Here is a 12,699-nt window from a genome sequence, read left to right as displayed (position 1 = left end):
TCTTTTTTTCAATATTATATCTCATGAATTTGAAAATAATAGAAATTTATTAATTATACTTCTTTAAACCTGTAAATATTTTCGTTATCAATAACTCAACTTTGTCAGCACAAACACCTGTCAAAATATTGTAAAAGGAGATGTAGTGTAAGGAGTCAATTCCAAATATAAAAGTGGTCAGTTTTTGAAAAAAGTTTGATTATTTTCTACTTGTGTTGTTCCACAATCGCGGCCGATTATGGAAGATTTTTCTGCATTACCGTGCTGTAAAACCTTTCTATAAACTAATCCGCTTGCTTATATTTATTTAGTTTGCTAATATAACTAACGAACGTTCGTTAAATTCGAGGTGATATTATTGAAAAGCAATGAAATTAAGAAAGCAGCTCTAAAATATTTCACAATTCATGGTTATGAAGGAGCATCCCTTTCTCTAATAGCTGAAGAAGTCGGCATGAAAAAGCAATCCATTTATGCCCATTTTAAAGGAAAGGATGATCTTTTTCTGCAAGTTTTACGGGATGCAAAAGAGACGGAGCTATCTTCAAAACTACAATATTTTAGTCAAGTTGATTCAAAAAACCCTGAAAAAGATTTATACGGATTTCTACAATTGGTCATCGATCTTTTCCAAAAAAATGAGCAGTTAAAGTTTTGGCTGCGTATGTCTTTTTTTCCGCCAGCCCATCTTGAAAAAGCAATAGAACAGGAAGTCATAGATATCGAGGAAAAGGTACAGATAATACTGGAAAGAAAATTTCAGGATTGGATCAATGCAAAATTAATCTTCGGAGATGTGGCAATAACGCCTACCTATGCTTTCTTAGGAGTAGTCGATTCCATTTTGCTGGAGCTTGTATACGGCAATAATGAGAAACGGCTGAAGGACAAATTAGCAGCCTCTTGGACAGTATTTTGGAGAGGTATTTCACATCAATGAGTCATACAGAAAAAAGGTGTTAAAATATGAAAAAACCAATTAAAAAACAAAAGACGGTATTAATTATTCTTTTAAGCAATATATTCATTGCATTTCTAGGAATTGGACTCATCATCCCCGTTATGCCGTCATTTATGAATATCATGCATTTATCAGGAAGTACGATGGGCTATCTTGTTGCCGTATTTGCGGTAGCGCAACTGCTTCTGTCACCATTCGCAGGTCGGTGGGTTGACCGTTACGGCAGAAAGAAAATCATCATATTCGGCTTATTCCTTTTTGGTGTTTCAGAACTTATCTTTGGTGTAGGCACGAACGTATCGGTTCTTTATTTATCAAGGTTTCTAGGGGGAATTAGTGCCGCCTTTATTATGCCGGGTGTTACTGCATATGTTGCAGATATTACATCAGTTCAGGAGCGGGCAAAAGCAATGGGCTATATTTCTGCTGCCATAAGTACTGGCTTTATTATAGGACCTGGTATCGGTGGATTTATTGCAGAATATGGTGTTCGCTTGCCCTTCTTCTTTGCGGCAGCAATTGCTTTTTTAGCATGTATTTCATCAATGTTTATTTTAAAAGAGCCTCTAACAAAGGAACAGCTTTCGGAAATTTCTGCAAATACAAAGCAAACAAACTTTATTGGCGATTTAAAAAGATCACTTCATCCGCTTTACTTTATTGCATTTATCATTGTATTTGTACTCGCTTTCGGTTTATCAGCATATGAAACTGTTTTTAGCCTATTTTCTAATCATAAATTCGGCTTCACGCCTAAAGACCTTGCAGCTATTATTACAATAAGCTCAATCTTTGGAGTTGTTGTGCAAGTATTTATGTTTGGAAAAATGGTAGATAAACTCGGTGAAAAGAAACTGATCCAATTATGTTTGATTATAGGTGCAATATTGGCGGTGGCGTCTACCTTGGTCTCTAGCTTTTTGGCAGTACTGGTGGTAACTAGCTTCATCTTCCTCGCATTTGACTTGCTTCGTCCGGCAGTGACGACATTTTTATCAAAAGCTGGCGGGAACGAGCAAGGATTTGTAGCAGGTATGAATTCAACCTATACGAGCTTAGGTAATATCGTCGGGCCAGCCATGGGCGGAATACTATTTGACGTAAACATCCACTATCCTTATCTATTCGCAGCTGTCATTATGGTCATTGGCCTATGTATTACAGTCATGTGGAAAGAAAACGAATTGGCAGAAAGCTTAGCAATTAATTAGAAAAGCACGAAGGCCTTCGGAACAATAAAAGACCAAGATTGTTCCTGCGATGATCATTCAAAGTAGCTTTCCTTCTGGAGCTAGAAAACTCTCTGACTCGAAAAGCTATACTCTAATCTTTGAACCTAAACTCCTTGTTCATATTGATCAAGGGGTTTAGGTTTTTAAATTTCCATTCTACTTTAATTAAAAAGCCTATTGCTTAAATCCAATTTTTTAAATAACAAATCCTGTATAAATTAATACAGGATTTTGATCAAACTTTTTATAAACAATCAATCTATTTTTAATATAAAGGGTGGGGTGTTTATATTTGCATGAGTTGTTGAACTAATGTGTGGCTAATGTAACGGTACTGAACCAACTGTTATTATGAATGCTTACACTGGGAAATATATAGATATATATAGACCGTTAAATTAATCAGTCTTCTTCAACTCACGGGTGCTTTACTTCAAGAAGGAGTGAAGCCTTTTTGTTCACTACCTGATAAATCGTAAACACATTCCTAATTATGATATAATTACCAAAAATAGAGGAGGCTTATAAATGAGCTTGGATTCAGTTTTGGCTTTTTTACCAATCATAACTATCTTGTTTTACATAGCCCCAGTTGTATTTGTGATTTGGTTTATGATTAAATTCTTAAAAATACAGCAGGAAAAGAACAAAATACTACGTTCTATTTCTGACAAACTAGATAAGCTAAATTAGACGGGGAAACCCGTCATTTTTCATGTCACAGTTTGTGTCAACTCTAAAATAAGTCTTCTTCAACTCACGGGTGCTTTACTTCAATAAGGAGTAAGGCCTTTTTCTTCTTTAACTAACGGTGCAGGTTAGTTGAAGAAACACTGAAAAGAAAGGGACTGTAAAAATGAAATTTTTATTATATGAATTGCATTTAGCTCAAAATATGGATGGCACGAATGATGAAGAAATGGATAAATTAGATAATCAATGGATGGAAAATGCAAAAAAATACAAAGAGGTATTCAATACATTATCTGATAGATTACCTCAAGATATTTTTAATCGTTTTAACTCTTGGGGGTTTCACGATTATAGATTTATAAAAATTGAAATTGAACATAAAAGTCTCCTTCACTCAAACATTCACTTCACTGTTTCCAGTGACGATGTTTGGATATTGAGTTTTGACAATGTCTCGTTCTTTCAATTTCAACACTTGAATTATGATAATGATAAACCTATTTACAATCGTGAAATAGATGACTGGTTGTATGAAGAATTATTACCAATTAACGAATCAACATTATCATTTGAAGTCATTTTGTCATCAGGAGGAAATATACTATTACACTTCCCAGATAAATCGGTTTCGATGAAAAAGTTAAAATAGCTACTGCATTCTTGTTCAACTAACGGATGCTTTACTTCAATAAGGAGTGAAGCCTAACTAACGGGGCAGGATAGTTGAATAAGGAAAGGAAACTAAATTATTGGTAATTCGTAAATAATATAGAAGAACAAAAAGGTTACTATTTTTTTGGAATGGAGAGATTTAAAGATGGAAGAAAAAGAGTGTCCTAAATGTAATAACAGTCAAATTGAAAAGGGTATTATTCGGTCAGGGAATGCAGTAGTTCATATGTATTCCTACAACAATCCAAGAAGTCAATCATCACCAATATCCTCATTTTACTGCTCGAATTGTGGGTATGTGTTAGGCTTATATGTTGAGAATCCTAAAAATCTTGGAAAGTGATATTAAAGTAACGGGGGCTTTACTTCAATAAGGAGTAGAGCCTTTTTCTACTTCAACTAACGCAGCAGGTTAGTTGAACAAGATGGTACTCCTTTAATTTTAATCAAGATAAAGAGTAATGATTTATTAACTAACGTGTGCTTTACTTCAATAAGGAGTGAAGCCTTTTTCATTCAACTAACGGGGCAGGTTAGTTAAAGTGGCATAACCATATTATTCGGGTTATTTTTCCCATATACTGTATAATTGAATTAAGATATTATCGGTATCCGAATATTCAACTCTGGAGCAGTATTAAAGATTTATTTTTGGGGGGGAAGGTTTGTTATATTTATCTTTATTTATTGGTATCGTTTTAATTGTCATTATAACTAAACTTACGCAAATTTTTAAATTATCAAGAACTTGGGAGTTGCTTGGTCAGATTAGTGCTTCACTTGTAATATTAATGGTTGGTAAACTTGATGTTAGTTATTTTAATCTAATTTATGGTAATCAGATCGAATTAGGATATTTGACGATTCCATTTTCTTTATTATTTATTGTAGGTTTTACAAATGTAATGAATATGGAAAAAGTGCAAAATCATTTAATATTACTGTTACCATGTGTTTCATTAATTTGTCTTTCTATATTGGCTTTCATCATGGGATATTCATTTGTTTCAATAACGGGGATTTGTGCCAGTTTAACGATTATGTTGATTCTGCTTTACGGCTATTATTCGGGTAAAGTATTTGTAGGTAGAACACTTACTACATTAATAGGTTTTATAATTGCAGTACTTTCACTAGCCCTTAAAACAGTTTATATTCCTATATTTACGTTAGCACTACCATTCGCTCTATATTATTTAATTCAAAATAAATTTACGTCTGTACAATCAATTACAATTAGCTCTTTAATGGCTATTCTATTTAGCGTATTAATGTTTGTAGTTCCTTATTATATATTATGGTATCTTGTTGTTGGGTTAACGGTCATTTTGGTTATCACGCAATTGTCTCGTAGATATCGCTTTATATAGAAAATAATTTCGATTACCAAATCTTAAGGGGGCTTTATCATCAAAAAACTAAAGCCCATCTTCAACAAACTGATGCTTTACTTCAAGAAAGAGTAAAGCATTTTTTGCGTTTTTTCTTATTGAACTAACTGGGCAGGTTAGTTCAATAAGGAAGATTAGTTTCTAACATGCAAAACCCCTTCAAATAAGCTTGAAGGGGTTTTGTAATACTAATTTTTCTCGTTAATAACGAATAAAACACCAGTGAGAATTAGGATAGATCCTATCCAAAACGTTACACCAATGTTCTCGCCTAAAATAAGCCATCCAAGTAATGTTCCAACCACGGGCTGAAAGAAGAAAAATAACCCGCCATTTGAGGCGTTAAGCATTTGCAATCCACGATTCCAAAGTAAAAATCCAACTGCTGTTGAGATAACACCCAAATACAAAAGTCCTCCCCAAATAGTCGGGTGAGTCAATTCAGAGATATTAATTTCGTGTAACCGCGGCAAAACGAAAGGGGTCAATACAATTAGGGCAACCAATATAGAATAGGTCGTTACCACAATTTGTGAATAATCACTCGGCAACTTTTTTACAAGGACAGACATGAGGGCCCATGTTAAAGCAGCAATAAGAAGCCAAATACCACCAAGTGTACTGGACATACTCATATTACCAATCCCAACAATGAGTAGTACTCCAATTGTTGCTAAACAAACGGATATTCCCTTTTTTAAAGTCAAACGTTCTTTAAGGATTAAGCGAGCAAAAATAACCATAAATGCTGGTGTTGAAGAAGTTATAATGGCTCCCATTTGTGCTGTGGATAGCATTGTACCAGTTTCCTGAGCAACAATTGAAATCGCATTACCAATGACCCCAATAGCTACGATTAATAAGAAATAACGTTTCTCAATTCGCCAGTTTTGTCGTGTTAAGAAGCCGATAACGAGAAGTGCAACAATTGCAACTAAATATCGCATCCACACAAGTTCGAGTGGAGGTATGACAGATACCACAACTTTAACAACAACGTACATACCGCCCCAAATACTGGATGCTAAAACTAAATATAATGAACCTAATAAGGTGTTGTTTTTCATTTTTTGTACCCTCCGTCTTTTGTTTAGGTAGAAAATGCACCTAACGGAGAGATGTAGTCACCTTCACTCCATTAAGAGCAGAAGAGTACTACTGGTACATCGTTTTCAAATAATGGAGTCCAATACATATTGATTCACCTCTGTTCAAATCTAACTTCAAATATATGTGTATTATTATAGCAGAGAAAATTAAGTATTTGGCCGAAACACCCACACAAAATAAACTCGCAGAAGAATATGATGAAATCGCAAAAGAAGTTTTAGAAACAATCTAAATTAAAGAATAATCTCTTATTCAACTAACGGATGCGTTAGTTAAAGATAATCGGGTTGGTAAGCAACTCTGTTCATATTGAACAACGGGGAAGATAAGCTTAATGAGGCGTATTCAATAAGGGAGAATAATTTTATAAATAAAGAAACAAAGCGGGAGAAAATAATGATATTTTTAATTGGAGTTTCGTTAATTATTGTTGGAATTGGGATTGTCCTTTTTATGGTTTGGTACCAAAGTGAATCTGCAAATATGAGTGAATTTGAGACATCAAGTTCGAAATATAGTGTGCTATTAGAAATTTTTTCTGCATTACTTGGTTCAAGTTTTATTCTTTTGCCATTAGGTCTAATACTTTTAGGTGTAGTTATACTAATTTACCGATAGTGTAAAAAATCTTAATTCAAATTTGATAAGGTGTTTTAATTCTGAACGCAGAGTTGAGTTGACGCCTATTTTCTTGTACAACTAACAGGGCAGCTTAGTGGAAAAAGGTATAAAACTTTCAAGGGGAGGTTTTGTAAATGAAAAAAAAAAGACAAACGATTATTTGGGCTATAATCGCTATTGTTCTTGTTTTAATTTGGCTTTTTACAAGATAGGGTTTGTTAAAGTAACGTATGCTTTACTTCAAGAAGGAGTAAAGCATTTTTCTTTTTAAACTAAAGGGGCAGGTACTTCAATAAGCAGAAATGGACTTTTGTTAATTTCATATGGAAATTTTCTTGAAATTGTAACTTACGTTTCAAACGTATTAAGTAAATGGAAAGTTTTGTTTAATTTAAATAAGGGGTGTTCTGAAAATGACTGTATTTAAAAATAGGCATTTTACAGGTGGGTTATTGATTTTAGTTTTAGCTTTATTTGGATTCGCTTTTTTAACGATTTCATCTAGTTATTTCAATACTTCAGAAATAAATTTAGCTAGTACTCGCTGCTATGAAATTGGTGGAGAAGTCATATTAGAAATCCATAATAATTTCACAAGTGAATATTCTTTTGAGTGTAAAAAATAATGTTTGAATAATTCCTCATTTCTTATTCGACTAACGGGTGTATTAGTTAATGATCATCGGGCTGATTGTCAGCCCTTTTCTTCTTCAACTAACGGGGCAGGTTAGTCCAATAAGGATGTACTCTAATATTTAAATGAAAGGATGTTTCTATTAAAAATAAGTTAGTTATGTTTTTTAGTTGTTTAATACTCGTCACTTTGTTAATTGGATGTTCAAAAACAGAAGAAGAATCAAAGGAAAGTAACTGGAAGGAGTTAATGACTCGTAATCCGGAACTGGAGACAAACCAAGAGGAAATCCCCGAAGATATCTTAAATAAAATAAAAATACCCACATATACCACTATTCCGTTTAAAGTTGAAAGTGTACAGATAACTCCCTTGCCGACCAATATAAGAGGTGAAGGACCTATGTTAATCGATATTGTATTTATTGGTGAGAAAGATGTACTACATGTATCCAACCTTTTCACCGAAGCATTCGATACGTTTGCCGCTCAGGAAACAGTGAAGTTAAGTAATGGAATAGACGCTCAATGGGATGATCAAGGAGATGCTAAAGTAATTTCGTGGCACGATAGTGAAGAGAATGTGGACATCGGTTTAATGATACCTCCTCACAAGGGAGAGAAGAAAAACTATACACTTAACGATTTTTTAAAAATGGCTAATTCTGTTAAATAAATATTACAGTTTGTTGTTCAACTAACGGGGTAGATTAGTTGAATAAGCGTTCTCTTCATTCCACCCAAATGAATACTTTATATGATAAGATAAAATAATTTTTGGGAGGATAATATTGGTGAAAATAATAAGAATTATATTAGGAATAATTGTTATTGCTTTATCCAGTTATAGTTTAATAAGTAGAAACTTTGAGTTGATGCCATTTATGATGTTGTTCTTAGGTGCGTTTATGTTGGTATCAGGATTATCCGAACTTCAGAAAGACAGAAAGAGATTTGAAGGGTATATGTGCATTATTGTTTCTTTATTTATTTTCTTTGTTTCCATACAGGGTTTCTTATTGAACTAACGAGGCAGGATAGTTCAATAAGAAATGTAAATCAGAATCAACAAATTGTATGAGGTGAATTAATGAAAAAAGGATTACTCTTTTGTTTTTGTCTCTGTCTCTTGGCTGCTTGTAGTCATTACAGCGAACCCTTAATAGAAGATGAAATGATTAAACTCACAATTGAATGTACAAGTGGTAAAACGATTGAGATTGATGAGCAAAAAACCATTAATAAAGTAATTAGGGAAATTAACGGTTCAAGAAGAGAGAGTACAGAAGAAATGGAATTCGATTTCGAACATCGAGCTACCCTTGAAAACATTGATGGAATGAAAGAATCTTTCGACTTGTTCACCGGTGGGAAATCCATTGTGTCTGGATATTATATTCACTCAAGCATTGATGACTTTTGTGGGAAGTAAACTATTTAGTATTTCTACTTCAACTAACGGGAACTTTAGTTGAAACTTGCTGCCGCCTTTACAGGTGGCTTTTTCTTATGGAAGAAATGAAGTTCTCACCTCAAAGATCTACATCAGAGCAAAAAGACCATGAATAACAATAACTTGCTTCTAACATACTAATCGAAAAAGTAGAGTGGTATTATGAAAAGCTTGGTTAGTTTCAGAAGGATTTCTTCTATTTTTAACGAATTACAAATAATACTAAAAATTATCAAGATTAGGTGATATTAATAGAAGAGCAAATTAATTTTTATATGGAAGACGAAACAAAAATAAGTATAATAACCAGGCTTCGGACAGCCGGTTGTGTATTCGCAGAAGATGAGGCACGGTTATTTTTCTCTGAGGCACGGACGCCGGCCGAATTTGCCACCATGGTGGAACAACGAATAAACGGCTTGCCCCTTGAATACGTCTTAGGGTGGGCTGAGTTCTGCGGTATCCGGATAGCGGTGGATCCGGGAGTCTTCGTACCCCGCCGTCGCACTGAGTTTTTAGTCCGCAAAGCAACAGCTCTCGTAACACAAGGCGCCATTGTAGTTGACCTGTGCTGCGGCACAGGCGCGGTGGGCTTAGCGCTGGCCATAGCTATGGAAGGAATCAAGTTGTACGCCGCCGACATTGATCCAGACGCGGTGCGGTGCGCCCGCCGAAACGTAACTTCCGTCGGGGGGTACGTGTATGAAGGAGACCTCTATGAGCCGCTGCCACCCACATTACGGGGCCGTGTCAACGTCCTGGTCGCAAACGCACCCTACGTCCCTACCGAAGCGATCGTGCTGTTACCCCAGGAGGCCCGCATACATGAGGCGCGGTTGGCACTCGACGGGGGTGCGGACGGGCTTGACGTCCAGCGGCGAGTGGCTGCTGAGGCAACACTCTGGCTTGCACTGGGCGGTCATCTGGTGGTTGAGACTAGCCAGCGACAGGTACTGTTGACCGTTGAGATTTTTGCTCAAAACGGGCTAATTACACAGGTGGCATATTACGACGAACTTGACGCTACAGTCGTCATTGGAACCAGGCCCAACCTATGAACATGGAACTTCGCCAGGAGCAAGAACGAGTGGACAGCGTAATTAGTTGATCAGATGAACAATTTTTGTCATATGATTCGTCTTGGTATTGAGCGATAAACGGGAGGGAAAGAAATGAAACGATATGTACTAGAGTTTCGTGAGATCGATAAAACGAAACAAACGGTGGTCGGCGGCAAAGGGATGAATTTGGGAGAATGTTCGAGGATTGAAGGGATACTTGTACCAAAGGGATTTTGTGTTACCACAGAGGCATATAAAAGAGTCATTGGAAAAAATGAGAAGCTTCATCAACTACTGGATCAATTGGCCGTTCTAAAAGTGGACGAACGGGAAAGAATTAGTGAGATTAGCAAGAAGATTCGTGAGCTGATTGAGGGAATCGAAATCGAGAAGGAGATCGAAGTAGACATCGATCGATATCTCTTAACTTTTGGCTATGAGCAAGCTTATGCCGTGCGTTCCAGTGCCACGGCTGAAGATTTGCCATATGCCTCTTTTGCCGGCCAGCATGACACCTATTTAAATATCACCGGTAAAGAAGCCATTTTGTCGCACATCCGAAAATGCTGGGCTTCCCTTTTTACTGATCGTGCAGTGGTTTACCGCATGCAAAACGGTTTTGACCACAACCAAGTGTATTTATCCGTTGTTGTCCAACAGATGGTATTCCCACAGGCTTCTGGAATTTTATTTACTGCAGATCCCGTTACTTCCAATCGGAAGTTGCTATCAATCGATGCCAGTTTTGGGCTGGGTGAGGCACTTGTCTCTGGCTTGGTATCTGCGGATTGCTATAAGGTGCAAGAAGATAAAATCATCGATAAGATGATAGCAACCAAAAAATTGGCTATCTATGGACTAAAAGAAGGCGGAACAGAGACCCAGCAGATCGATCCCGATCAGCAAAAGACTCAAACACTTACTGAACAACAAATTTTACAACTAGCACGAATAGGAAGACAGATTGAAGCTTATTTTGGTTGCCCACAAGATATCGAATGGTGTCTGGTTGATGATACATTTTATATTGTCCAGAGTCGGCCAATCACTACTTTATACCCGATCCCTGAAGCAAATGATCAAGAAAATCACGTTTACGTATCTGTCGGTCATCAACAAATGATGACCGCCCCCTTGAAACCATTGGGAATGTCTATATTCAAGTTAACATCTTTTGGACCAAGGTTTAAAGCTGGTGGAAGGTTGTTTGTTGATATCACACATAATCTAGCTTCACCTGTTAGCAGAGAAACTTTATTAGATACCCTGGGACAATCCGATCCGCTCATAAAAGATGCACTTATTACCATAATAGAGCGAGGAGATTTTATAAAATCGTTACCAAATGATAAAAAAGAACTGAGTCCAAGTAAAAGCAATAAAGGTATGTCGTCTGCGGGTTTTCAAGCACAAATCGAAAACGATCCGACAATTGTTTCTGATTTGATTAAGAGTAGTCAAACATCGATAGAAGAGTTAAAACAAATCATCCAAACGAAATCAGGATCAGATTTATTTGATTTTATTCTAGAAGATATCCAGCAATTAAAGAAGATTTTATTTGACCCACAAAGTTTGGGTGTGATTATGGCTGCTATGGATGCTTCATCATGGATTAATGCAAATATGAACAAGTGGTTAGGTGAAAAAAACGTAGCAGATACGCTTTCTCAATCTGTACCAAACAACATTACTTCAGAAATGGGCCTGGCGCTATTGGATGTCGCAGATGTGATTCGTCCTTATCCAGAAGTAATTGATTATTTACAACATGTAAAAGATGATACCTTTTTGGATGAACTGGTTAAGTTTGATGGTGGACAGGAAACCCAAGACGCTATCTATGATTATCTCAGCAAATACGGAATGCGATGTACCGGAGAAATCGATATTACTAAAACTCGTTGGAGCGAAAAACCAACTACACTTGTCCCCATGATTCTCAATAACATCAAAAACTTTGAGCCTAATGCTAGCAATCGGAAATTTGAGCAAGGGCGACAGGAAGCTTTGAATAAAGAACAAGAGTTATTAGATCGATTGAAGCAATTACCGGATGGTGAACAAAAAGCCAAAGAAACAAAACGAATGATCGACCTAATCCGGAATTTCATCGGTTATCGGGAATATCCAAAATACGGCATGGTTAATCGCTACTTCGTTTATAAGCAGGCTTTACTGAAAGAAGCCGAACAACTCGTACAAGCCATCGTTATTCATGAAAAAGAAGATATATACCATCTTACTATTGAAGAACTTCACGAAGTCGTACGCACAAATAAACTAGATTACCAGATCATCAGCGAACGAAAAGACGAGTACAAATTATATGAAAAACTAACTCCACCACGTGTTATTAAGTCTGATGGTGAAATCATTGTAGGTGAGTACAAACGAGAAAATCTCCCAGCCGAAGCTATTGTAGGTCTACCTGTTTCTTCCGGAGTTATAGAGGGACGAGCACGTGTCATCTTAAACATGGAAGATGCTGATCTAGAAGATGGAGATATATTAGTCACCTCCTTTACTGACCCTAGCTGGACACCATTGTTTGTATCCATAAAAGGCCTAGTGACCGAAGTTGGTGGACTGATGACCCATGGAGCAGTTATCGCACGTGAATATGGCTTACCAGCAATTGTTGGTGTGGAAAATGCTACCAATCTGATAAAAGATGGGCAACGTATTCGAGTAAATGGAACAGAAGGTTATTTAGAAATACTATAATTCATTACATTTAAATCATAAAAGAAGAGCATTCGAATTAGGAGAATCATTGACATCATGGTGCTTTGCGGTGTTAAGAACCCTGTCACTAGGACATAAAAGGGGGCAGTAACTGAAGATCGATATTAATGTCTGTTCAGATTAT

Annotated in this window: 12 protein-coding genes; 11 read left to right on the top strand and 1 reads right to left on the bottom strand. The window is 36.3% G+C overall.

Features of this window, described 5'->3' with window-relative positions:
• The first annotated feature begins 358 nt into the window (after window positions 1-358).
• The 5 genes from AC1DSK_RS14005 to AC1DSK_RS13985 all read left to right on the top strand — a co-directional run bounded on the left by AC1DSK_RS14005 (window position 359) and on the right by AC1DSK_RS13985 (window position 4,928).
• The gene (locus AC1DSK_RS14005; protein ID WP_477548149.1) at window positions 359-940 is read left to right on the top strand and encodes a TetR/AcrR family transcriptional regulator; all 582 of its coding nucleotides are present in this window, start codon (window positions 359-361) and stop codon (window positions 938-940) included.
• Between the two features lie 26 nt (window positions 941-966).
• Window positions 967-2,172 carry an MFS transporter gene (locus AC1DSK_RS14000; RefSeq protein ID WP_477548148.1) on the top strand — a complete coding sequence of 402 codons (1,206 nt, stop codon included), beginning with the start codon at window positions 967-969 and terminating at the stop codon, window positions 2,170-2,172.
• Between the two features lie 549 nt (window positions 2,173-2,721).
• Window positions 2,722-2,886, top strand: coding sequence for a hypothetical protein (locus AC1DSK_RS13995; protein ID WP_477548147.1), 165 nt, complete (start codon window positions 2,722-2,724; stop codon window positions 2,884-2,886).
• Between the two features lie 163 nt (window positions 2,887-3,049).
• Complete coding sequence (locus AC1DSK_RS13990; protein WP_477548146.1) at window positions 3,050-3,535, top strand: hypothetical protein; 486 nt, start codon at window positions 3,050-3,052, stop codon at window positions 3,533-3,535.
• 688 nt (window positions 3,536-4,223) lie between these two features.
• A complete protein-coding gene (locus tag AC1DSK_RS13985; RefSeq protein WP_477548145.1) occupies window positions 4,224-4,928 on the top strand; it encodes an MraY family glycosyltransferase in 705 nt (234 codons plus the stop codon).
• Between the two features lie 209 nt (window positions 4,929-5,137).
• On the opposite strand, the gene AC1DSK_RS13980 is transcribed toward AC1DSK_RS13985, so the two are convergent.
• Window positions 5,138-6,016, bottom strand: a complete 879-nt coding sequence (locus AC1DSK_RS13980) for a DMT family transporter (protein ID WP_477548144.1) — start codon at window positions 6,014-6,016, stop codon at window positions 5,138-5,140.
• A gap of 1,077 nt (window positions 6,017-7,093) precedes the next feature.
• On the opposite strand from AC1DSK_RS13980, the gene AC1DSK_RS13975 reads away from it, so the two are divergent.
• The 6 genes from AC1DSK_RS13975 to ppsA all read left to right on the top strand — a co-directional run bounded on the left by AC1DSK_RS13975 (window position 7,094) and on the right by ppsA (window position 12,554).
• Window positions 7,094-7,306 carry a hypothetical protein gene (locus AC1DSK_RS13975; protein WP_016427977.1) on the top strand — a complete coding sequence of 71 codons (213 nt, stop codon included), beginning with the start codon at window positions 7,094-7,096 and terminating at the stop codon, window positions 7,304-7,306.
• Between the two features lie 257 nt (window positions 7,307-7,563).
• A complete protein-coding gene (locus AC1DSK_RS13970; RefSeq protein WP_477548143.1) occupies window positions 7,564-7,989 on the top strand; it encodes a hypothetical protein in 426 nt (141 codons plus the stop codon).
• A gap of 199 nt (window positions 7,990-8,188) precedes the next feature.
• A complete protein-coding gene (locus AC1DSK_RS13965) occupies window positions 8,189-8,341 on the top strand; it encodes a DUF3953 domain-containing protein (protein ID WP_477548186.1) in 153 nt (50 codons plus the stop codon).
• A gap of 62 nt (window positions 8,342-8,403) precedes the next feature.
• Window positions 8,404-8,745, top strand: coding sequence for a hypothetical protein (locus tag AC1DSK_RS13960; protein WP_477548142.1), 342 nt, complete (start codon window positions 8,404-8,406; stop codon window positions 8,743-8,745).
• Between the two features lie 296 nt (window positions 8,746-9,041).
• The gene (locus AC1DSK_RS13955) at window positions 9,042-9,824 is read left to right on the top strand and encodes a putative protein N(5)-glutamine methyltransferase (protein ID WP_477548141.1); all 783 of its coding nucleotides are present in this window, start codon (window positions 9,042-9,044) and stop codon (window positions 9,822-9,824) included.
• Window positions 9,825-9,938: 114 nt separating this feature from the next.
• Window positions 9,939-12,554: a phosphoenolpyruvate synthase gene (ppsA, locus tag AC1DSK_RS13950; RefSeq protein ID WP_477548140.1), complete on the top strand. Its 2,616-nt coding sequence runs from the start codon at window positions 9,939-9,941 to the stop codon at window positions 12,552-12,554.
• Window positions 12,555-12,699: the final 145 nt, after the last annotated feature.

The sequence above is a fragment of the Paenisporosarcina sp. P4_B8 genome (assembly GCF_056402175.1).
The sequence above is the reverse complement of the archived record's forward strand: the minus strand, read 5'-3'. Positions and strand labels throughout refer to the sequence as shown.

Excerpts from the sequence above, each read along its gene's own strand:
- AC1DSK_RS13995 (WP_477548147.1), top strand. The coding sequence starts at position 2,722 with ATGAGCTTGGATTCAGTTTTGGCTTTTTTACCAATCATAACTATCTTG.
- AC1DSK_RS14000 (WP_477548148.1), top strand. The coding sequence starts at position 967 with ATGAAAAAACCAATTAAAAAACAAAAGACGGTATTAATTATTCTTTTA.
- AC1DSK_RS13960 (WP_477548142.1), top strand. The coding sequence starts at position 8,404 with ATGAAAAAAGGATTACTCTTTTGTTTTTGTCTCTGTCTCTTGGCTGCT.
- AC1DSK_RS13955 (WP_477548141.1), top strand. The coding sequence starts at position 9,042 with ATGGAAGACGAAACAAAAATAAGTATAATAACCAGGCTTCGGACAGCC.
- ppsA (WP_477548140.1), top strand. The coding sequence starts at position 9,939 with ATGAAACGATATGTACTAGAGTTTCGTGAGATCGATAAAACGAAACAA.
- AC1DSK_RS13990 (WP_477548146.1), top strand. The coding sequence starts at position 3,050 with ATGAAATTTTTATTATATGAATTGCATTTAGCTCAAAATATGGATGGC.
- AC1DSK_RS13970 (WP_477548143.1), top strand. The coding sequence starts at position 7,564 with ATGACTCGTAATCCGGAACTGGAGACAAACCAAGAGGAAATCCCCGAA.
- AC1DSK_RS13975 (WP_016427977.1), top strand. The coding sequence starts at position 7,094 with ATGACTGTATTTAAAAATAGGCATTTTACAGGTGGGTTATTGATTTTA.
- AC1DSK_RS13980 (WP_477548144.1), bottom strand. The coding sequence starts at position 6,016 with ATGAAAAACAACACCTTATTAGGTTCATTATATTTAGTTTTAGCATCC.
- AC1DSK_RS13965 (WP_477548186.1), top strand. The coding sequence starts at position 8,189 with ATGCCATTTATGATGTTGTTCTTAGGTGCGTTTATGTTGGTATCAGGA.